Source organism: Microbacterium sp. SS28 (assembly GCF_022761035.1).
Taxonomy (GTDB): Bacteria; Actinomycetota; Actinomycetes; order Actinomycetales; family Microbacteriaceae; genus Microbacterium.
On record NZ_JAKWJP010000005.1, the window covers coordinates 478693 to 499292 of the forward strand.

Genomic DNA, 20600 nt, shown 5'->3' on the forward strand with positions numbered 1-20600 from the left:
CACGGCACCGCCAGTCAACCACCGCCCGCAGAGTCTTGCGGCCGAGCGGCTACGACAGCACATCGCGGGTCGTGAAGCGCCAGACGGCGAGTGCTCCCGCCACGGCGATCCAGACTGCTTGCAGGAGGGCGTTGTCGAGGAACGAATCCCACGAGATCGGCGAGCGCAGCAGGTCGCCGAAGTCGAGCCAGCGATCGGTGAACAGGTAGGGGTGAACCGCCGACAGCTGCGGGATCTGACCGACGATCTGGGCCGCCACAGCGAGAATCGCGGTGGCCGCCATGGCGCCGACCGGCGCCGTCGTGAGAGTCGAGAGCAGCACCCCGATCGCAGCAAGCCCCAGCATCGAGACCGACACATACGCGACGACCGCAAGACACCGGACCAGTCCCTCGGCGAGACTCACTTGTGCCCCGCTCAACAGGGTCAGGGGGCCGGCGCCGAAGAGGATCGCGCCGACGATGACACCCACCGCGACCACTGCGAAGGTCGCGATCATGCAGAACACGGCTGCGACGACGTACTTGACTGCGAGGAGCGCCACGCGCCCCGATGGTGCGACCAGCAGGTAACGAAGGGTGCCGAGGCTCGCCTCGCCGGCGATCGCATCGCCTGCGACGACGCTGATGGTGAGGGGCAGGAAGAGCGGGATCGCGACGGTCAGCGCGGCGAGGCCGACGAAGACGCCGTTGTCGGTGATCTGATCGAGGAACGCCGGCCCGCGGCCCGCTCGGGTGCCGCCCGCGATCCGCACCGCGACTCCGAGGAGAACGGGGATGAGGCCCAGGGCTCCGAGCATCATCCATGTGCGGAGGCGGCGGAAGAGCGTCGCCAGTTCACTTCCGAGAAGACCGGGAACGCCGCTCCCGCGCTCCGCAGTGCCCGAAGCTGGCGTCGGGGGCGGCGGCGGTGCGTCGGTCGGGCGAGGGGCGGCATCATGCGAGGACATCGAAGCCCTGCCCCGTCAGCTCCACGAATCGGTCCTCGAGGCTCGTCCGCTCGACCGTGATGCCACGCACGCGCACGCCGGCACGCACGAGGGCCGCAACGATGTCTTCCGGCTCGGGCCCGTGCGAATCGAGCGTTCCCACGAGCGTGAAGGGTGCGGCATCCGCGGTCTGGATCCCCGCGCTCTCGAGGACTTCTCTCGCCCGCGCGACATCGGGGGTCTGGAGCTCCAGACGGCCCGTGCCGTCACCGCTGCGCAGCTCATCCAGCGTGCCCGACGCGACGAGCCGTCCCGCGCTCATGATTCCGGCGTGCGTGCACACCTGCTCGACCTCGGTGAGCAGGTGGCTCGAGACGAACACGGTCGACCCCTCGCCGGCCAGGGAGCGGATGAGTCCGCGCACTTCGCGCGTCCCCTGCGGGTCCAGCCCGTTCGTCGGTTCGTCCAGCACGAGCAGCTCGCGTGGAGTGAGCAACGCGTTGGCGATGCCGAGGCGCTGCTTCATGCCAAGCGAATACGCGTGCACCTTCTTGTCGGCCGCCGTGATCAGCCCGACGCGCTCGAGCGCCTCGTCGACGCGTCGGCGACGGGTGGCGGATCCCGTGCGCCGGCCCGCCGCGTCGAACCGGTGCAGATTCTGCCTCCCGGTGAGGAACGGGGCGAACGCCGGGCCTTCGACGAGCGCACCCACCCGCGGAAGCACGGTCTGGAGTGCGCCGGGGACGGGCAGTCCCAGGACGTGGACCTCGCCTGCGGTCGGGCGGACGAGACCGAGAAGCATCCGGATGGTCGTGGTCTTACCCGACCCGTTCGGCCCGAGGAATCCGAAGACCGAACCGTGAGGCACGTCGAGCGCGACGGCATCCACGGCAGTCTGCGCGCCGAACCGCTTGGTCAGACCGGAGGTCTGAATGGCGAGGTCGGTCACTGCGCGCTCAGTCGCCGGCCGCGACGTGTGCGAGGTGATCGGCGCTGACGGCGCCCGCGAACACGCGTCCGTCGTCCGCGAAATACACCGTCACCAGCGCCGTCTCAAGCACGCGTCCACCCGCTGCCGGCCGCGTCAGGCTCTCGAGCGTCGCCGCATCCCGGCCGCTCGCGCCAGAGGTGTTCGTGTCCGCCTGCGGCAGCTCGACCACGGCGGTCCAGCCTTCGCCATGAACGATCGGATGGGCGGCATCCGCACCCGTGTCGCTCTGGCCGTCGTCAGGTGCCGCGACGTGATCCCGATCCGATCCGGAAAGGGTCTTGTTCTCGACGGTGTATCCCGACGCGGGAGCGTAGGCGAGAGTCGCAGGGTCGGGCGCAGCGAACGAGACGTCCGTGAACGCGACGTCGAACGCGGGCTGATCGGCGCCGCGAGCGGTGACGGATGCCGCGAGCGCAGCGCCCGTCTCCCCGTCGATCGCGAAGCGCACCTCGCCGACGAGGCTGGCGGCGTCCTTCGGCTCCAGCACGAGCTCGTACACGGCACGTCCTGCCACGCGCCCGTCGGTCCCCACCGAGATCTCGGTCGAGTCGCCGAGCTTCGCGAGAGCGTGATCAAGCATCTGCTGCGGAGTCTCGACGGTCGCGTCCGGGCGCGGCTCCGGAGAACCCACCTCGCCGCCCGCCGCCGCCATGTAGTGCGTCGCGGTCTTGGTCTCAGAGTCCACGAACCAGCCTTCGCCGGCGGCCCGGTCGACGTATACGTCGCGCTCGGCAAGGCGATCGAGTACCTGCAGTCGCGACTTGTCGCCATCGAGGTAGACCTTGGCGGTGTGCGAACCTGTCAGGACGTCGATCGCGTCGGAGGCGCGAGCGCTCGAATACGCGCCGCCCGACGAGTCCATGAGGCTCGAGAGGTCAGGCAGGCCGAGATCCGACGTCTGCTCGATCGTCCCCATCATCGCGGTGACATCGCTCGCGGCAGCGAATTCGAGCAGCGCCGCGGGGGTCTTGTCGGGAAGATCCACCTGGGCGCCGGCAGCTGTCGGGATGACCACGGCAGCGGTGACGGCCGCGACCAGGATGAGCGCACCGGAGATCGAGAGCCGACGAGCTGGTGACCGGCGCGGGTGCCGCCTATCCATGCGCAAATGCTACGCCTGGCCGCCGACCCGCGGGCTGGGAGATGGATAGGAGAACGCGGCAGCGATCTGCCATCCTTCGGCGCGCGTCGACAGCCGCCGTGCCAGCATGGATGTCGTGGTGGGATTCGAAGGACTCGATCGCGATGCCGTCTCGTTCTACGCCGAGCTCCGCGCCGACAACACGAAGACCTGGTGGACGGCCAACAAAGCTCGCTACGACACGATCGTCCGCGGACCGTTCGAGGCGCTCGGGGCGGAACTCGAACCCGAGTTCGGCGCGGTGAAGATCTTCCGCCCGTATCGCGACGTGCGCTTCAGCGCCGACAAGACGCCCTACAAGCTGCACATCGGCATGGTCTCGCAGGCCACTGTGGCGCACTATCTTCAGCTGAGCGATGAGGTTCTCATGGTGGGAGGCGGGATGTACGACGTCCCGCCCGCGGCACTGGTCCGCTTCCGCGACGCCGTCGATGATCCGCGCAGCGCCGAGGATCTGGAAGCGCTGCTTGCAGAGCTGCGCGGCGCCGGCTTCGAGCTCATGCGCGACGACGCCCTCAAGACTGCGCCTCGCGGCTACCGCGCGGACCACCCTCGCTTGCACCTGCTGCAGCTCAAACGACTCGCCGTGGGCCGGCGAGAGCCTCCCGCCGAATGGATGTGGACGCCCGACGCGTACGACGTCATCGCTGACGACTGGCGCACTGTCTCGACCTGGTGCGCCTGGCTGACCGAGAACCTCGGCGCTGAGCTGCTCGACGCCGCTCAATCGTCCAGGCGGGGCCGCAGCGACCGGGCGTAGCGCCCCTTCTCGCTCACACCCTCCTCGCGGAGTGCCCGCGCCGCGGTTCAGACGAAGCGCACCCAGTTCGCGCCGTGCCCGGTCTCGGCGCGCTGAAGCAGATCGAGTCGATCCTCGTCCACCGCGTACAGTGCGACGTCGGTCGACCGCTCACCCGCCGCGACGAGATAGGCCCCGTCGGGGCTGATCGCGAAGCCTCGGGGCTGCGTCTCGGTGATGGTGAAACCCGTGGGGGCGGCGAGCGAGCCGTTGTCCGAGACGGATGCCGCACCCAGCGTGCTCTCGGTGCGCTCCGTGGCCCACAGCCAGCGTCCCTGCCCGCCGAAGTGCAGGTCGGCGCCCCAGATGAGGTGCTCGGCCCGCGGATCCGCGCCGAACCGGCTGTGGGTGAGGCCCTTGGACGGGTCGAACACGGGAGCGGCATCCTTCAGCTCGAGCAGGCCCGTCCGCACGTCGCGCACGTAGCGCAGCAGTTCGCCCGAGAACTCGGTGAGCACGTACACCGCGTCCTGCGCCTCGTTGAGGACGAGGTGCCGCGGGCCACTGCCCTCCGGTGCGCCGACGGTCTCCGGTTCGAGCGGTGCAAGACCGAAGTCGTCGTCGATGGCGTACTGCGCCAAGAGGTCGGCGCCCAGCGAGACGAAGTACGCGAACCGGCCGTCCGCGCTGGGCAGCACGGAATGGAGGTTGGGGAATGTGATCTGCGAGACCGGTTGCCCCACGACCCCCTCCGTCACCCGTGCAGTGATCCCGTATCCGCCGCCGTACGAGGCGCCGAGCAGACCCTTGCCCTCGCGGGTGAGAGCGAGGTAGTTCATCCCGCCGCCCGGCAGGTCCAGTCGTGAGACCTGTTCCAGCCGGCCGGTGCCGCGATCGAGCTTCAGCGTCACGATCCCGGCGGGCTGGCCCTTGACGCCGGCGAAGACGAGGTCGCGCGCGGAATCGACCGCGAAGGTGGAGCATCCGTTCAGCCCCTCCGTCACCGCGAGCTGCTCGAGTACGCCGCCCGACAGACGGAAGGTGCTGATGCTGCCGTCACCGGCATTGGCCACGAGGACAAGGATGGGTTCGGTCACCCCTCGATCGTAGGTGCGGCGCCCGACCGGCGGCGGTTGCGGCCCAATCGCATTGTGAGCAGGGCCATTGCGACCGGGCGGTGCGCGCAAGCGGGGGTCGCCTGCGGCCCTGGGGGGGCGCGCGATCGGCTCCGCGACTTCGCGCGCAGGCGTACTAATCAGCATGTCCACGCCCTCTTACGTGATGAGATTCGCAGCCGAAGTGCTCGAGGATCCGCCCCCGATCGCAGCAGGGAGTCTGACAATGCACATCGATCCGAACAACGCCGCCACCTGGACCGTCGCGAGTCAAACCACGCCGATGGAACGCCGGCTGCTGACGGTCCTCGCGTGGCTGACGAATCTCGGCCATCGACGCCGACACTGAGCCCGGTACGCCCTCCAGCAGGCGCGCGGGGGATCCCTGTGCGCGCCGTGCACGAAAGCGGGGTGGGCGCGTGCGACCGATGACTCGCTGGGATCCTCCGTCGGGCGTGGATGCGGGCTGGCTGAGGTCTGCCTAGCGTCCCGTGACAGGTGGATATCCGGCAACATTCCGCCGGATCGGGCCGCTGGCCGTTCAGGTGGGCGTCAATATGTAGGGGCGGCCGTGCTGTGTTCCAGCTTCGTCGACGACGGTTGCCGTTACGAGGATCCGGCCGTCGTTGATGATGTCGGTTGCGTTGACGAGCCATCCCGGGATGCCTGCGACGGCCGAGTTCAGGTCCACCGGGAGCTGGCCGGGTTTACTCACGCACGCGCTCGGAAGGTCGCCCCCTCCGCGCAGCGACCCGACGACGTGGCCGGCATCGTTCATCCCCTCGGCGAGAAAGCTGCCGCCATCTCCGATATCGCTCGAGCTCGGCCGAACTGCGTGGACAGCTTCGACTGGATGTCCCGCAGCGTCGTGTCGAAGACCCATACTGTGGCCGGGCGAGGCGGTGTTGACTGGCGTCATCGGTCGCGTCGAGTGGCGTGAAGGCCCGTGCCGACGAGCCGAGGAGAGGGCGGATGGGGGCAGCGCGATGTCAGGATCGTTCGAGGAGCGGGTCACCAGCGGGCAGCGCCGGGCAGCTACCTCGATTGGCGTCGACTTGACTCCGAGTGATGCTGTGGAGCGGATCGCCAGGCTCGCAGGGACCGGTCGCCGCGTCATTCTCGGGCTTGCCGGCCCGCCGGGCGCGGGAAAGTCGACGATGGCGCAGTGGCTGGCCGAACAGTCGTCGGTGTCGATCCGGATCGTCCCGATGGACGGATTCCACCTTGCGAACGCGGAGCTCGAGCGGCTCGGGACGCGCTCGCGCAAGGGTGCGCCGGAGACCTTCGACGCTGTGGGGTACGCGGCCCTGTTGGGTCGTATCCGCGCCGACGACGGCACCGTGGTCTACGCGCCGACGTTCGATCGGTCCGTCGACGAGGCGGTGGCGGGTGCCATCCCGATCGGGCCAGATGACCGGTTCGTCGTGACGGAGGGCAACTACCTGCTGCACCAGTCCGAGGGGTGGCGGCTCGTCCGGCCGATCCTCGATGAGGCATGGTGGATCGACTGCGCTGGTAACGAGCGTCGCCGGCGTCTTATCGAGCGTCATGTGCTGTTCGGTCGCGAACCAGCCGACGCCCGCAGGTTCGTTGGCGCGTCGGACGAAGCCAACGCGGCCCTGGTGGCCCGAGATCGTGCGCGCGCCGACCGCAGCATCGGTCAGCTGCCGGATCTGACCCGGTGAACGGGGGCGAATCCAGCCGGGCCTATGCGGCTCATTCAAGCGGCTACTCGATCGGATCGCGGTCCGCTCGGCGCGGGTCCCTATCCGCGCACTGCCCATAAGCCGGCCCGCGGCGAGCGGCCTTTCAGGCTGGGCAGCCGGATCTCTAGGCGGATTGCCTGGGAACGGCTGTTTCGGCCAGATTGGCGAGCAGTTGTAGGCGTTCGTGGCTAGGGGTTCCGGGTTCGGCGGAGAAGACGATCATCTGGAGTCCGCGGTCGGACGCGAGATCCATGGCTTGGAAGGTGAGGTCGAGATCGCCGACGACCGGGTGGTGGATCAGTTTGAGGCCGGTGCGGTGTTCGCGGACGTCGTGGGCTCCCCAGAGCTTTCGGAACAGATCGCTTCGGGTGGAGAGCTCGCCTACAAGTTCCGTCAGGCGACGGTCGTAGGGGGAACGGCCGGCCTCGGTGCGAAGGACAGCCACGATCTGACGTGTCTGCGCTTCCCATTGCCGGTAGAAGGTCTGCGCCCTCGGTTCGAGGAAAATGAACCGCGCGGCGTTGGCCGGCTGCGGGCCGTCATCGAGCATCTCGGAGTAGAGCGCTCGCCCGAGCCGGTTGGTGGCAACGGCATCCAGACGGCCGTTCTGCACGTAAACGGGCACCGTCGACATCGCGTCGATCGTCTGCCTCGCGCCGGGCGTGAGTTGCGACGTGCGGGTGGTCCCCGCTCGCCGCTGTGGGTGGGTGCCGGCATTCGCGGCGCGGATCAGGTCATACAAGTGGGCGTGCTCGGCTTCGTCGAGCTGCAGGGCACGGCTGACGCCGTCGATGACGGCTTCGGAGACCCCCGCAGCGTTGCCACGCTCCAGACGCTTGTAGTACTCCGCGCTCATCCCGGCCACCAGTGCGACCTCTTCCCGGCGGAGTCCGGGAACCCGACGGCGACCGCCGAAGTCCGGCAGCCCCACCTGCGACGGCGTGAGCTTGGCGCGCCGCGTGGTGAGGAAATCGCTGATCGCGTCCGAGGCATCCATCCTTCGAAGCTACGCCGACTCGAGGCGCGCAGAGGGTTCCTGTCGGGGCACCCATAGACAGGGCCACGCTAACCCGACGGAAGAAGCGTTGACTCGAACCATCAGCCGCAGAACGAGCGGTGGAATATCGAGAAAGGCACGCACCTCCCGTGAAGAACGCACACCTGGGATCCCTTGAGGTCTCTCGCATCGGCCTCGGAGCAATGACGATGGCCGGCACGTACACGACGGGTGGAGCGCTCGACAACGACGAGTCCATCCGGACGATCCACCGTGCTCTGGACCTCGGTGTCACTCACATCGATACCGCGGAGATCTATGGTCCATACCTCAGCGAGCAGATCGTCGGCCAAGCACTTCGCGGACGACGCGATCAGGTGAAGATCGCCACCAAGTTCGGGCTCGTCGCGCACTCCGGCGGCGGACCCGGTGTCACCGACAGCACCCCACAGAATGTGAAGACCGCGGTCGAAGGGTCCCTGCGCCGGCTCGGCACTGACCACATCGACCTCTACTACCAGCACCGCGTCGATCCGAACACGCCCATCGAAGACACCGCGGGCGCGGTCGCCGATCTGATCGCCGAAGGCAAAGTGCTCCACTTCGGGCTCTCCGAGGCATCGGCGCAGACAATTCGCCGGGCGCACGCCGTGCAGCCCGTTTCCGCCCTGCAGACGGAATATTCGCTGTGGACCCGCGACGTGGAAGCCGAGATCCTTCCTCTGCTGCGCGACCTCGGCATCGGGTTTGTTCCTTATTCACCCCTTGGTCACGGGCTGCTGACCGGGCAGATCCGCTCCGCCGCCGACATCCCGGACGACGACTGGCGGAAGACGAACCCCCGGTTCGTGGGTGAGAACTTCACCCGCAACCTCCGCCTTGTCGACGAGGTCCGTGCGATCGGCGCCGAGATCGGAGCCACCCCCGCGCAGACCGCACTGGCGTGGATCCTCACCCGAGGAGACGACATCGCCCCAATCCCCGGCACACGGCGAGTCACGCGTATGGAGGAGAACACGGCAGCCGACGCCCTCGAGCTCACTCAGGAGCAGGCCGATCGCCTCAGCGCGCTCGAACCCGCCGCCGGTGAACGACACGACCAAGCCAACATGGCCTCCATCGACCGGTGATCGGGCAGGCAGCCGCCGCTCGGGACGGATCCGTATCCGGGCACCGCGCGCAAGAGGAGGGGCTGAGTGCTATCCCTTCGGTCCTCAGGCGCCACCGTTGTGATCCCCGCGCCTTTCCGGCGAAGGCTCGAGTCAGCCGACACCGGAGGGGAGGCATGATGGCTGCGTGAGGCATACCGCTGAGGAGTCGAGACGCTTGGCGCTGGCGGAGCGGGTCGGCCGGCTGGCGACCGTGTCGGCGGATGGCGCTCCCCACCTCGTGCCCGTCACGTTCGCCGTCTCGGAGAGGTTCGTTGTCATCGGCATCGACGAGAAGCCAAAGTCAACCCTCGACCTGAAGCGTCTGAGGAACATCCGAAGCAATCCGTGCGTCGCCATCTGCTGGGACCGGTACGACGAGGACTGGAGCCGACTGTGGTGGGTCCGGGCCGATGGAATGGCATCGATCGCCGAGCGTGGTCGGTCATGGGAACGAGCCTGGGAGGCTCTCACGGACAAGTATGAGCAGTACCGCCACGCCGAGCATCGCGGGCCCGTCATCATGGTCGAGGTGACGAAGTGGAGCGGCTGGGCGCACGGCTGACCGCGGGACACCGCCCGCCTCCCATGCCTGCGCGGGCACTCGTGGTCGAAGCTGGGCTTCAGGTCGGCTGAGTGTCTGTCCTCGACCTCGGAGCCGACGACGAACGCCATCTGGCTGGCGGAACCCGGCTCCGCCTCAACGGTCTCCACGCATTCGCCACACGAGCGGAAATCACACCACCCGCGTAGCCCGATCTGTGAACGGGCAACGTGCCAGACCCGCGCGATCGTCGGGCGGGGGCGTGTCGCCTGCCTACGACGAGATCAGCTCCCGCCGCACCGCAGCGGCGCTCCACCGTCCCAGCACGGCGCCCGCGACGGTGTCCGAGATGTGGTGCTGGCCGCGGTAGACCCGCGAGAACGCGATCGCTCCGGGAATCCCGTACCGAAGGAGGGGGCCGAGGAGTCGCGAGCCACGGGCGCCGTGGCTTTCGAGCAGGTCGGCGAGCGTGCCGTGGAGCGCGAAGGCTGCCGCGGTGTGCCCGGAGGGGAACGATGAGGTCGCGTGCGGATGCTCCGGGCGCCACACCCGCTCGGGTCGTGGCCGTCCCACGAGCGCCGCCGATGCGACGAAGCAGGCGGTCTCGAGGGCGAGCACTGCGGCAGGGGCGACCGCTGAGCGCCTGTCGCGTGTCAAGAACCAGGTGATGCCGCACCAGATCGCCCCGTTCGCGATGGTCTGCGGCACGCCGGAGTACCACGAGAGCGGCTCGGTGACCCGGTCGATCAGCCCGCGCGGCCCAATCGGGTCGGCAGGGTCAGTCGCGACGGCGGCATCGCCGTCGGCCGGCCGGTGGCGGAACGCGTCCTGGACGGCACGCACGACCCGATCCTCGCGCGGGTCGTCGCCGTCGAGGAGCCGCATCGCCCGCCCAGCCGCGGCCAACACGGCGATCGCACCGAGCCCCGGCAGGATCACGACTCGGAGCAACGGCATGCCCGCATCGTAGTGGCGCGGCGTGGACGGCTGTAAGTCTGAGCGCCTCCGGGAAGCGCCCGACCGTACCGGGCGACGCGTCCGACTCTCGTCACGACAAGTTCTCCTGTCGGGAGGTTCTGCGGATCGAGATAATGGCGCAATGCCTGCCGCTTTGATCGAAGTGCGTCGCCAGTACACCGTCGATGAGGAGGTCGCGATCATCGACGCAGTCCACTGCGCTCTCATCGATGCCTTCCGGATTCCACCGGAGGACCGCAACGTTCGACTGATCGTCCACGAACCGCATCGCTTCGGATACTCTCCGGAGCTTGCCCGTCCGGAGTATCGGACCATCGTCACGATCGACTGCTTCGTCGGCCGTTCTTTGGATGCGAAGCGGCGGCTCTATGCAGCCATCGTCGAGGGGCTGCGGGTGGTCGGCATACCCGGTGACCACGTGTCGACGATCCTTCACGAGATCGATCGAGACAACTGGGGGCTCGGCGGTGGCCAGGCCGCCAGCGACGTCGAGCTCGGATTCACCGTCGAAGTCTGAGGACGCCTGAATCCCCGGCTTGGCAGTGCGCGGAAGCCATCCCGTGCGTTCCGATGCGTCGCGAAGAGCCGCTTTGCGATGCCTACACGAGGGCTACGTCGCGCCAGGCAGCTCCGGAACAGTGGTCGGCTCTTCAGCCGGCCTGTGGAAGCCCATCGGATATCGCCTGTCGGATCCGCCAGACAGGAAAACCGCTGAGTTGCGCTATCAGGTCGACATCGAACTCATGCTCGAAGTAGGCCACCCGCACCGCCCGGATGCGCGAAGGAATGTCAGCGAACGAAAGAGCGAATTCGGTGGCGTAGCGCTCCCAGACGCTGACCTCATACCCCGGTGCCGTCACGTATCTCACCTCCTCCCGGGTGCGACTCTCAGGAGCGGTCCAACTTTGATGCGATGCTACGACAATCGTGTTACCTCCATGAGACATCCAGATTCCGGGGAAGCTCCTTTCGCACGATGGAGTTCGCGCGGCCGGCTCCTTCGGTCGCCAGCCATGCGCCCTTGACGGTGCCGCACGAGCCGAGGATCGTGGTCGTCAACCCGGCACCTGGCGCCCCCGTGCGCACCGTGCGGTCGTGCCATGCCCGTTGCGACCGAAGGAGAGTGCTGTCATGTCCGCCACCGTCGTCGAGTCCCTGCGGAATGAGCTGGCCGATGCCGTCGTCGCCGAAGGCGACCCCGGCTACGACGAGGCTCGAATCGTGTACAACGCGATGATCGATAGACGGCCGACGGCGGTCGTGCGGTGCAGGAGCACTGCGGATGTCGCAACCGTCGTGCGCGCCGCCGCGGAATCCGGGACCGACGTGGCGATCCGAGGCGGCGGACACAGCGTGCCGGGATTCGGCACCGCGGACGGCGCCGTCGTGGCCGATCTCGGAGGACTCACATCCGTGGAGGTCGATCCCGCTTCGGCCACCGCAGAGGTCGGCGGCGGAGCGACGTGGGGCATGTTCAACGACGCGGCGGGGGCACACGGGCTTGCGACGACGGGCGGCATCATCTCGACGACGGGCGTCGGCGGGCTGACGCTCGGAGGTGGGATCGGCTATCTCGCGCGCGGTCACGGCCTCTCATGCGACAACCTGCTCGCCGCCGAAGTCGTGCTGGCCGACGGCCGAGTGGTCACCGCGAGCGCGGACGAAGAGGCGGATCTCTTCTGGGCACTCCGCGGAGGCGGTGGCAACTTCGGCGTCGTGACGAAGTTCCGCTTCCAGCTGCATCCCGTATCCGAGATCTTCGGCGGGCCGACATTCTTCGAGCTCGCCGACGGGCCCGCCATCCTCGAGCACTTCCAAGAGGTCGCGCGGACCGCTCCCCGCGAGTTCGGCGGGTTCCCGGCATTCCAGATCGCGCCGCCCTTGCCGTTCGTTCCGGAAGACCGTGCCGGAGAGCCGTTCCTCGCCGTCATCTTCTGCTACAACGGGCCCGCCGCGGAGGGCGAGAAGATCGTCCAAGGGTTCCGTGACGTCGCGAAGCCCGTGGCGGAGGCGGTGGGGCCCATGCCCTACCCGGCGCTGAACGGCGCTTTCGACGCTCTCGTGCCGCCCGGTCTGCAGCACTACTGGAAGGCGACATTCGTCGACGAACTCACCCCCGAGGCGATCACCGTGCACATGCAGCACGGACCGCTGGTCCCCACGGTCAATTCGACTGTGCACTTCTACCCGATCAACGGCGCCTGCCATGACGTCGCCCCGGACGCGACGGCGTTCGGGCACCGTGACGCGAACTTCGCGATCGTGATCGCGGGGATGTGGCCGGACCCCGCCGCGAACACGGCGAACACGGCCTGGGTGAAGGACTACTTCGGGGCGGTCGAGGGCTTCGGTCAGGGAGGCGGATACGTCAACTTCCTCTCACAGGATGACCAGCCGCAAGCACCCGTGAACTACGGCGCGAACTACGCCCGGCTCCGCGAAGTCAAGCGCGCCTACGACCCGGACAACATCTTCCACATCAACCAGAACATCTCTCCCGCGGCGTGACGTTCCCCTCGCGGATGGGACGGCACGCCCGCGATCAGGCGGCGTCGCATGCCCTCGACGCGCCGCTCAGTCGCGCGAAGTCGGTTCACCTTGCCGGAGGGTTCCTGTCCGCGCAGGCGGCAGTACCCGAGCGCGCGAGCAGTGCGAGTCGTCAGCTCGGGCGGTCTGAGTTCTCGACATCCCGGCCTTGAGCCGCGCCCATCCGCCAGCCGGCGAGGAGAGCAAGGCAAAGCAGCCCCGCAGTTGTCAACACGAACCCCACGACGGTGACGCGGGAGAGGAATACCCCGTCTCCGCCCGGAGTGAAGGCGGCCTCGGCAAGGGGCTGGTAGGCGAACCAGCCGAACGTCACCGGCGTAAGCAATCCAACGACGACCACTGCGACACCTGACAGGACGATCAGCCCTGCGATCACCCAAAGGACCGATGCTCGACCGATTCGCGCCATGCTCCGACAGTAGTTCGGCGGAAGGCGCTGCCGGGATCTGCTTGCGGGCGCGGGGGTCGAGAGGCGGCAGCGCCCAGTAGCCCCCCAAAGCCTGCCGTCGAGACTTAGATTTGGACACAACCGAGACGTAGAGGATGCATCGGATGCCGAAGACCTCACTCATCGCTGTCGTTCGACATGAACTCGCTCACGCGCGCGATGCGCCCAGCGGCAGGAGTGCTCGCACCCTGCACGGCGGACACGAACACCGACTTCGGCAAACCGTCATCGCCCTCCGCGCAGGAGAGCAACTGGCCGAACACGCCAGTCCCGGCGAGGCCACCGTTCAGGTGCTCCACGGTCGAATCACACTGCGCGCAGGGGACGTCTTCTGGAACGGTTCCGTCGGCGACCTGCTGATCGTGCCGGACCGATCCCACTCCCTCGAAGCCGTCGAGGATGCGGCCATTCTGCTGACCGTCGTCACGACACGCAGCTAAAGTCGCACTCTGTGTCGGGTGGGTGTCGTTGCCGTAGCGGCTTGTGTGGCAGGTGGCAGGCGAACATCATCTGTGTGTGGGGAGATTGACCGGAATCCCTGATTTCGGCAATGACCGCGTCGCTGACGTGGCCGGTACCGATCGTGACAGTCTGCGGTGAGGCAGGCGATCCGGTGGACTGGCAATCGGGACTCCTCAGGTGCGCAAACCCGAAGAAGGGACGCCAGTCATGCCACTTCCCCTCGTTGAGCTCCACCTCCACCTCGAGGGCACCCTGGAACCGGACTTCATCCTCGAACGTGCCGCCGCAAACGACATCGAGCTGCCCTGGACGACGCTTGAGGACCTGCTCCCGCGCTACGAATTCACGGACCTGCAATCGTTCCTGGACCTGCTGTACACGAACGTCGAAGTCCTCCGGAGCCGGGAAGACTTCGCTGAGATGACGAGGAGGTACTTGCGCCGAGCAGCCAAGGCCGGCGTCAAGCATGCGGAGGTGTCCTTTGACATCCAGGCGCACATTCGCCGGGGTGTCCCCATGGATGTCGTTGTGCGCGGCATTCGCGACGCACTCGACGCCAGTGTCGAAGAATTCGACATCACCACCAAACTGATCGCATCCTTTTGGCGTGATCGCCCCGTCGAGGAGGCCATCGAACTACTTACCGCGATGCTCGACGCCGGCTATGCGATCGACGCCGTCGGCCTCGACTCTGCCGAAGTCGGCTACCCTCCATCGCTGTTCGTCGAACTCTATGAATTCGCGCGCAGCAAAGGGCTTCGCGCCGTCGCGCACGCCGGCGAAGAAGGACCCGCCAACTACGTTCGCGACGCCCTCGATCTCCTCCACGCAGAACGGATCGACCACGGTATACGCAGCCTCGAAGACGACGACCTTGTCCAACGCCTCGTACGCGACCAGGTACCGCTGACTGTTTGTCCCCTCTCGAACGTCCGACTTCGGACCGTCCCAGCTTTGAGCGACCACCCGCTGCCCCGGATGCTGGCGCTGGGCATCAACGTGAGCGTGCACTCCGACGACCCTTCGTACTTCGGGGGCTACATCGATGACAACTTCGACGCAGTTGCATCCACGTTCAATCTCAGTGAAGAGGACGTGGGACGACTGACACTCAACGCCGTCGACTCTTCCTTCCTGGATCCTGAAGCGAAAGCGCGCCTCAGGAGTCAGGTTCGACTCGGCAATACTCAAGGGAGTCTTGTCGAGGACTGAGGTCAGCCATCGCGACCGTGCGCTGACGGATCCGAATCCGGGCGGCGCCCGGACCAGGCCCGAATGTGCTGCAGGGGGCCGACTCACCGGATCCGTAGGTGAGCGGGAGGAGCTGGTGTCGGGCGTCGGTCTCCGTCATGCGGTTGTCGCTGGTCTTGTCATCGCCTTCATAGCTGGCTAGATTCGCCTTGTTCCCGAGGGAAGGACACAGACTATGGGCACCCGCATTCATTGAAATACCAAAGCGAGCCCCCGCCCGACTTGTTCGCGCGGGGGCTTCGTCTTGGCCGAGATCCGATGCCCGCGAGGATCCTTGATCGGGCGGTGTCGACGGACGCCGCGTGCGAACTGTGGCGCGATCGCCGGGAGCCCCGCTGGCGACCCCTGCGCTCGTTCCGGTGGTCGTCGATCGGGCTTGGGTTCGCGCTTGGTCCTGGTCCACGTGAGTGACGACTGCTCCCCCGTGCGAGAGAGCTTCTCAATAGTCTGATCGGCAGTGACGGGAACGCCGGTCAGGAGTTCTGTTCCGAGACGCCCTTTGAGGTGTCACCGACGGCCCGCGTCGGGAAGGGGCAACGATGCCGCCGCTCCAGGGTTCCAAGAACCGGGTTGATCGCTGGTCGAGGTCCGGGCCGCGTGTGCAACGGCGATTGCGACGACTGGGGTGGCCGTGGCTCGTGACAGTCACCGCCGCCTCCATCGCCGGCTGTTCTGGTGGTGTATCTCCTGAGCCATCAACTGCTGCGCCCGGCGAGCCGACCAGCGTCGAGAGGGTCGACGCCGCGACGGGCGAGGTCCTCGACGAATGGACCATACTCGCGGAGATCGGCGTCGGGGGCGGGTTCGGGAGCGTCGTCGTTGATGGCGACGACACCTGGGTGCTCAACACGGCAGATCAGACGGTCAGCCGGATCGACGCCCAAGACCACGACGTGACCGCCACCATCCCCTTCAATGGCGGAAGTGACCCCGGGGATCTGACGCTTGCCTCCGGTGGCGTATGGGCGACCGATCCCTCCGGCGACAGCATCAGCCGCGTGGACGTGGAGAGCAACCAGGTCGATGCCGTGCTTCCGATCGAGTCGCTGCCGACCGGGCTGGTCACGGCTGACGGTGACGTCTGGGTGGCGAACCACCACGGGTCCCCCAGCGCATCAGTGTGGCGCATCGATGCACAGACCAACGAAGTCGTCGCCCGCATTCCCATCGGCGGGTCCACTGAAGGCCCGCAGTGGTTGGCAGAAGGCAGCGGGTCAGTGTGGGTGGGCGTGCCCGGCATGAGCGCTGTGGTACGCATAGAGACGCAGAGCAACACTCCGATAGCCACCATCCCGGTGCCCGACGGCGGTGTGTGCGGCAATCTCATCGCCGACGAGACCGCAGTGTGGGCGGCATCGGGCCTCTGCGGAGACGGAGCCCTCACGCGAATCGACCCGACCACGAACACGGTCGCTGCTCGTATCGACTCGGCGCTGTGGCGCGCGGTCTTCGGCGGGACGCTCGCGTTCGGGTCCGTGTGGATCGCCACCGATCGGGGAATCTTTGAAGTGAACCCGACGAATAACGTCGTGGTCAGTCGGCTGACATTGAAAGGTCGGGATGCCTTCGGCGGCGATCTGGCCGCGGACGATCGATCGCTGTGGATCCATGACGGAGTACGCGGGACCGTGGTGCGGATCGAGGCGCCTGACTGAAGTGGGGCGCGTTGTCTCGAGAACTGCGTAGTCGCGCTCGCAGACCCTTCTGTGAGTGCGGTTGCCGTTGACGCGATCGAGGTGGTGCTTGCAGATGAAGCCCGTTTCCGGAGCGCGCATCTCTGAGCGGGTGCCGCTGGCCGGTGTTAGCCTCTGACTGGATCGGGCGACGTCGTCTCAGATCGTGAGGTGCCCATGGCTTGGTGGACCATGAGTCGCCTTGTCCGCAGCGGTGCGCGGTCATCTGCCGGACGATTCGCGTTGAGAGTCGCACGGGATCTGGCCGACCTGGGCCTCATCGATCGTGGCATGACCCTCGCGGCGCACACCTTCACCTCGGTCCTGCCGATCTTGATCGTCGTGGGCGCGGTGCAGTCCAGACTCGACACTCGCACGGCCGCGATCTTCGCAGAGCACATGGGCTTCGATGCGGCCACGGCCGAGATTCTGGAGAATTCCTTGCCGGGCGGCGCGCAGGAGCTTCGCGCGACAGGTGTCATCGGCGTGATCCTGCTCGTCATCGCCGCGACTTCCTTTGCGCGGGCTCTGGAACGGAGCCTTCGCAGGATCTGGCGCACGCCCGCCGTGAGCCTGAAGTTCGCCTGGCGGTGGCTCGCGGCGGTTACTGCGGTCGTCATCGGAATCGCGGTGGTCGTCGCGACGCGCATCATCATTCGCGATGAGGGAGCACTGCCCGTGATCGAGTTCATCGCCGAGGTCCTGCTGTGGGGCGCGCTGTGGTGGATCGCATCCTGGATCGTCGTCAATCGCCGGGTCAGCCTCCGGGAACTGCTGCCCGGCTCCGTCCTCGCGGGGATCGGATTCGCCGTGGCCGGAAGAGTCGGCCGAGTGTTCTTGCCACCGCTGCTCGCGGACTCGGCACAGCGATTCGGCGTGCTGGGCATGGCATTCACATACATCGGATGGCTGCTGGTGCTGGCATGCATTCTGCTCATCGCGGTGACAGTCGGGCGAATCGTCTATCTCACATACTCAGGGCGAGCGTGGCGTCATTCCGCTTCGAGGTTCCGAGGCGATGCTCGCTCTGCGCCCTGAAAGTCAGCGGGCAGCGACAAGCGCGACGCCCACCATTCGACATCATTCCGACAAGCTGGATCCCGCGACCGGCATGTGCTAGTTCTGGCTGAGACCATCTGTCCGATGGGGAAGGGCTGAACGCCTGCCATGACTCCCAACGACCGCGCCAACGTCGAGATATCCGCATGACGGATGACGCTGGATCTCACCTGGACGGCGCCGCCGTCTCTGGCCGATCCACCGCCCAGATACGTACGGGGAGGATCGGCTGGTTCCTCTGGCTGATCCTGCTGATCGCAACCGGGTGGCAAGTGATGAACGCCTTCGGCTTCCTCCTGCACGGCGCATTCGGCGGAGACCTCTACCTGAGCGAAGTAGCCACGTGGGTCACGATTGGGCGGATACTCCTCGTGGCGTCGATCGTGTGCTGTGTGCTCGGAGTGATCGCCGAGCGCTGGGTGCTCTTCTCCCTCGCTGTGGTGATCACTCTGGTTGCGGTGGTGATGAACCTCGTGGAATGGAACGTGGGAGGGGCGTCGTGATTGACCACACCCCCTTCGTCACCCTTGGGGCGCGTCAAAATGGGGACCGCCTTGGAACAGCACGAGGTAGTCAGCGTTCGGGAACAGCATGACCTGCTGGAACGCTGGACCCGATTGGCTGACGGAGAGGCCTTGAGTCTGCGTCCACGCCTCACCCTTCAGCTTCCACATAGCGTTGGGGTTGCTGGGGTCGTCGGTGTACCCGGCGGCAGCTGCCGCGTCCTCGATCGTCTGCTGGAGTTGTTCGCCGTTGGGCACCTGCACCCAGTAGACCGAGAACATGCTCGGCCCACTGATTGCGCACGTCGCACCGTCCGGCAGCTCGACACCAGTCTGAGATTCGACTTCCTCAAGGGTGGTTTCCGTGCCCTTGTTGAAGGTGAGCGCCTCCTCGGTGCATCCTTCCTGGGTCTCTGCAGCAGCAGCGGTATTCGAGGCGGTCGGTGTCGGTGCGGGTGCGGCGGTCTCCGGGGCAGCGGCCGCGGGTTCGGTCGCGAGGGCGGGGGCGGGTGAGCTTTGGGCGCAGCCCGTGGCACCAAAGAGGATCACGATGGATGTCGCAACCAAAGCGACTCCCAGTCTCAGCTTCATGTCCGGTTCCCCCCACATACAAAGAACGTGTCCGCACGAGCAGCCAGGGGTGCAACCGACAGGGCGGATGATGTGCCCTCGACACTCGAGCGGAGATGGTCGTCCTCCACCGCGTCTCGAGAGACGGCGGTCCGGGATGAACCGCCCAAGCTGGCCCACCGGGTCCCCGGATGACAGCAGGATGGCACTCCCCGCGGCGTCCGACAAGGGGTGCGGTGTGGTCTCGTCGGGATGAGAATGAGCACGCACGACAAGGTCCCGCGCCGTGCGACACGATTTCGACGCGCGATGCGCCGAGGAGGGGAGGTGGCGCGTTGTCCAGGGCAAGCAGGGGGCCGCTGTTCATTGCGGTCGTTTCGGTGGTTCTGATCAGTGGTTGCGCTGGCACGCCTGTGCCGGACTCCGAAGCGAGCACTGCGACACCGGTGGATCCGATGGCCGAGGCTGTCGTCGACGACTCATTCGCCGTCGACGGCGATCGGTCGCTCCATCTCGAGTGCTTCGGCGCGGGGCGTCCGGTGATCGTGTTCGACGCTGGAACCGACACTGCGGGTGCGTCGTTCTGGCGGAGCGAAAGAGTATTCCGCGACCTCGCCCACGACACTGAAGTGTGCGCGTACGACCGAGCAGGGCTGGGTGAGAGCGATCCGGCGCCCGATCACGCGCGCGTCCTCGACGACGCCGTCGCAGACCTTGATGCGTTGCTCACGGCAGCGGCGATTCCTGGGCCGTATGTCCTCGTCGGCTCGTCCGGCGGTGGCTTCAACGTGTACCAGCACGCGGGGCGGCATCCGCAGAACGTCACTGGACTTGTGATGCTGGACGTTCCGCGCGGGCAGTCCTCGATCACCGAGGAGGAACTCGGCGGGACGTGGCGCGACAACTCGGAGCACATGGACTACGTGTCTATCGAACACCAGATGGATCTCGCTCGGCTGCCGATCCCCGCGATCCCCGTGACAGTCGTCGCGGCGTCGAACGGGCAGTCCGCGGATCCTGCAGAGCAGAAGGTCTGGCTGGAGGGCAGTTCGCACCCGGTGTTCGTCACACTCAGCGGGGGCCACGAGATCTACCGGGATGCCCCAGAGGAAACGGCGCAGGAGATCCGAAAGGTGCTGGAACTCGCCCGGGCGCAGTGATGCCAAGTCCGGTGCGTTGGGGGTCCGTGCGGGAGGTCGAGGATCCGATCTACCGATGCCCGAGCCCTCGGCCGCGGGGCTGGCTCACATGCGGTCGGGGATGATCGAGTCATGAGACGCCACTGGACACCGCTCGCCTTCCTATACCTCGGGCTCGCGATCGCCGGCATCATCGGCACCTGGTACTTCAACGTCCTCGCGATCATCCAGATGAGGGACTACCTTGGCGACCTGGTGACCAGCGGGCCCGCCGTGTCGTCGTTCACGATCGACCTGCTCGTGGTGGCTGTCGCGGGGAGCATCTTCATCATCGTCGAGGCTCGGCGCCTGCGTATGCGATTCGGCTGGCTCTATGTCGTCGGCGCGGCGCTCACCGCGTTCGCCTTCACTTTCCCGCTGTTCCTCGCCATGCGGCAGCGACGCACCACGGAGCTCGCTCGCGTCGAAGAATGACGCCGACTGCTCCGCGGGGCGCTGCGTGGCTGCGGGTGATCCACCCTGCCGGCGACAGCTGCCCACCCGCCATCGTCAGCCCGGCGTCGAGAACGGCCGCAACGTTCTGGACAGGCCACAAGCGCGGGAGAATACTGTCGGCCACGGGGCGCCGCCGAGGACGTCGACGCCGACCCGATGGAGGAGT

Annotated in this window: 24 protein-coding genes; 14 read left to right on the forward strand and 10 right to left on the reverse strand. The window is 67.0% G+C overall.

The features are described from left to right. Positions 1 to 49 precede the first annotated feature (49 nt). From MJ607_RS16230 to MJ607_RS16240, 3 genes are read right to left on the reverse strand one after another with little or no spacing between them, the layout of a single operon-like run. Complete coding sequence (locus tag MJ607_RS16230) at positions 50 to 949, reverse strand: ABC transporter permease (protein ID WP_279234743.1); 900 nt, start codon at positions 947 to 949, stop codon at positions 50 to 52. Further along, the gene (locus tag MJ607_RS16235) at positions 936 to 1877 is read right to left on the reverse strand and encodes an ABC transporter ATP-binding protein (RefSeq protein WP_243076644.1); all 942 of its coding nucleotides are present in this window, start codon (positions 1875 to 1877) and stop codon (positions 936 to 938) included. The genes MJ607_RS16230 and MJ607_RS16235 overlap by 14 nt, the downstream gene beginning before the upstream one ends. A 7-nt stretch (positions 1878 to 1884) precedes the next feature. Further along, complete coding sequence (locus MJ607_RS16240) at positions 1885 to 3021, reverse strand: hypothetical protein (protein ID WP_243076645.1); 1137 nt, start codon at positions 3019 to 3021, stop codon at positions 1885 to 1887. A 115-nt stretch (positions 3022 to 3136) separates the two neighbouring features. Here MJ607_RS16240 and MJ607_RS16245 point away from each other — a divergent pair, with 115 nt between their 5' ends. Beyond that, positions 3137 to 3820 carry a DUF2461 domain-containing protein gene (locus MJ607_RS16245; protein ID WP_243076646.1) on the forward strand — a complete coding sequence of 228 codons (684 nt, stop codon included), beginning with the start codon at positions 3137 to 3139 and terminating at the stop codon, positions 3818 to 3820. A 47-nt stretch (positions 3821 to 3867) separates the two neighbouring features. Here the strand turns inward: MJ607_RS16245 and MJ607_RS16250 are convergent, their stop codons facing one another. After that, complete coding sequence (locus MJ607_RS16250) at positions 3868 to 4896, reverse strand: beta-propeller fold lactonase family protein (protein WP_243076647.1); 1029 nt, start codon at positions 4894 to 4896, stop codon at positions 3868 to 3870. A 244-nt stretch (positions 4897 to 5140) separates the two neighbouring features. Between MJ607_RS16250 and MJ607_RS20070 the strand changes: the two genes are divergently transcribed. Then, positions 5141 to 5263, forward strand: a complete 123-nt coding sequence (locus tag MJ607_RS20070; RefSeq protein ID WP_279234746.1) for a hypothetical protein — start codon at positions 5141 to 5143, stop codon at positions 5261 to 5263. A gap of 192 nt (positions 5264 to 5455) precedes the next feature. Here MJ607_RS20070 and MJ607_RS16255 read toward each other — a convergent pair whose 3' ends face one another. Next, positions 5456 to 5833: a hypothetical protein gene (locus MJ607_RS16255; protein ID WP_243076648.1), complete on the reverse strand. Its 378-nt coding sequence runs from the start codon at positions 5831 to 5833 to the stop codon at positions 5456 to 5458. 67 nt (positions 5834 to 5900) lie between these two features. Here MJ607_RS16255 and MJ607_RS16260 point away from each other — a divergent pair, with 67 nt between their 5' ends. Next, the gene (locus MJ607_RS16260) at positions 5901 to 6599 is read left to right on the forward strand and encodes a nucleoside/nucleotide kinase family protein (RefSeq protein ID WP_243076649.1); all 699 of its coding nucleotides are present in this window, start codon (positions 5901 to 5903) and stop codon (positions 6597 to 6599) included. 145 nt (positions 6600 to 6744) lie between these two features. On the opposite strand, the gene MJ607_RS16265 is transcribed toward MJ607_RS16260, so the two are convergent. Further along, the gene (locus MJ607_RS16265) at positions 6745 to 7617 is read right to left on the reverse strand and encodes a helix-turn-helix transcriptional regulator (RefSeq protein WP_243076650.1); all 873 of its coding nucleotides are present in this window, start codon (positions 7615 to 7617) and stop codon (positions 6745 to 6747) included. A gap of 149 nt (positions 7618 to 7766) precedes the next feature. Between MJ607_RS16265 and MJ607_RS16270 the strand changes: the two genes are divergently transcribed. Both MJ607_RS16270 and MJ607_RS16275 read left to right on the forward strand, forming a co-directional pair. Then, the gene (locus MJ607_RS16270; RefSeq protein WP_243076651.1) at positions 7767 to 8747 is read left to right on the forward strand and encodes an aldo/keto reductase; all 981 of its coding nucleotides are present in this window, start codon (positions 7767 to 7769) and stop codon (positions 8745 to 8747) included. Between the two features lie 166 nt (positions 8748 to 8913). Then, positions 8914 to 9330, forward strand: coding sequence for a TIGR03668 family PPOX class F420-dependent oxidoreductase (locus MJ607_RS16275; protein WP_308193848.1), 417 nt, complete (start codon positions 8914 to 8916; stop codon positions 9328 to 9330). 252 nt (positions 9331 to 9582) lie between these two features. On the opposite strand, the gene MJ607_RS16280 is transcribed toward MJ607_RS16275, so the two are convergent. Then, on the reverse strand, positions 9583 to 10266 hold the full coding sequence (locus tag MJ607_RS16280) for a phosphatase PAP2 family protein (RefSeq protein ID WP_243076653.1): 684 nt from the start codon (positions 10264 to 10266) through the stop codon (positions 9583 to 9585). A gap of 163 nt (positions 10267 to 10429) precedes the next feature. Here MJ607_RS16280 and MJ607_RS16285 point away from each other — a divergent pair, with 163 nt between their 5' ends. Continuing rightward, positions 10430 to 10804, forward strand: coding sequence for a tautomerase family protein (locus tag MJ607_RS16285; RefSeq protein ID WP_243076713.1), 375 nt, complete (start codon positions 10430 to 10432; stop codon positions 10802 to 10804). A 133-nt stretch (positions 10805 to 10937) separates the two neighbouring features. Here MJ607_RS16285 and MJ607_RS16290 read toward each other — a convergent pair whose 3' ends face one another. Further along, a complete protein-coding gene (locus MJ607_RS16290; protein ID WP_243076654.1) occupies positions 10938 to 11147 on the reverse strand; it encodes a hypothetical protein in 210 nt (69 codons plus the stop codon). Between the two features lie 271 nt (positions 11148 to 11418). Between MJ607_RS16290 and MJ607_RS16295 the strand changes: the two genes are divergently transcribed. Beyond that, complete coding sequence (locus MJ607_RS16295; protein ID WP_243076655.1) at positions 11419 to 12795, forward strand: FAD-binding oxidoreductase; 1377 nt, start codon at positions 11419 to 11421, stop codon at positions 12793 to 12795. A gap of 151 nt (positions 12796 to 12946) precedes the next feature. On the opposite strand, the gene MJ607_RS16300 is transcribed toward MJ607_RS16295, so the two are convergent. Further along, positions 12947 to 13243, reverse strand: coding sequence for a hypothetical protein (locus MJ607_RS16300; RefSeq protein ID WP_243076656.1), 297 nt, complete (start codon positions 13241 to 13243; stop codon positions 12947 to 12949). A 143-nt stretch (positions 13244 to 13386) separates the two neighbouring features. Here MJ607_RS16300 and MJ607_RS16305 point away from each other — a divergent pair, with 143 nt between their 5' ends. The 5 genes from MJ607_RS16305 (at position 13387) to MJ607_RS16325 (ending at position 18230) form a co-directional block, all read left to right on the forward strand. Further along, entirely contained in the window at positions 13387 to 13722 is a 336-nt protein-coding gene (locus MJ607_RS16305) for a cupin domain-containing protein (protein ID WP_243076657.1), read from the forward strand. A 229-nt stretch (positions 13723 to 13951) separates the two neighbouring features. Further along, the gene (gene add, locus MJ607_RS16310; protein WP_243076658.1) at positions 13952 to 14956 is read left to right on the forward strand and encodes an adenosine deaminase; all 1005 of its coding nucleotides are present in this window, start codon (positions 13952 to 13954) and stop codon (positions 14954 to 14956) included. 677 nt (positions 14957 to 15633) lie between these two features. Next, complete coding sequence (locus MJ607_RS16315; RefSeq protein WP_243076659.1) at positions 15634 to 16650, forward strand: hypothetical protein; 1017 nt, start codon at positions 15634 to 15636, stop codon at positions 16648 to 16650. Positions 16651 to 16959: 309 nt separating this feature from the next. Further along, the gene (locus MJ607_RS16320) at positions 16960 to 17706 is read left to right on the forward strand and encodes a YhjD/YihY/BrkB family envelope integrity protein (protein ID WP_243076714.1); all 747 of its coding nucleotides are present in this window, start codon (positions 16960 to 16962) and stop codon (positions 17704 to 17706) included. 167 nt (positions 17707 to 17873) lie between these two features. Beyond that, a complete protein-coding gene (locus MJ607_RS16325) occupies positions 17874 to 18230 on the forward strand; it encodes a hypothetical protein (RefSeq protein ID WP_243076660.1) in 357 nt (118 codons plus the stop codon). An 18-nt stretch (positions 18231 to 18248) separates the two neighbouring features. Here the strand turns inward: MJ607_RS16325 and MJ607_RS16330 are convergent, their stop codons facing one another. Then, positions 18249 to 18821, reverse strand: coding sequence for a hypothetical protein (locus MJ607_RS16330; protein WP_243076661.1), 573 nt, complete (start codon positions 18819 to 18821; stop codon positions 18249 to 18251). 314 nt (positions 18822 to 19135) lie between these two features. On the opposite strand from MJ607_RS16330, the gene MJ607_RS16335 reads away from it, so the two are divergent. Together MJ607_RS16335 and MJ607_RS16340 are read left to right on the forward strand one after the other, a co-directional pair. Next, positions 19136 to 19960: an alpha/beta fold hydrolase gene (locus tag MJ607_RS16335; protein WP_243076662.1), complete on the forward strand. Its 825-nt coding sequence runs from the start codon at positions 19136 to 19138 to the stop codon at positions 19958 to 19960. A gap of 111 nt (positions 19961 to 20071) precedes the next feature. Continuing rightward, positions 20072 to 20413: a DUF2834 domain-containing protein gene (locus MJ607_RS16340; RefSeq protein ID WP_243076663.1), complete on the forward strand. Its 342-nt coding sequence runs from the start codon at positions 20072 to 20074 to the stop codon at positions 20411 to 20413. Positions 20414 to 20600 lie beyond the last annotated feature (187 nt).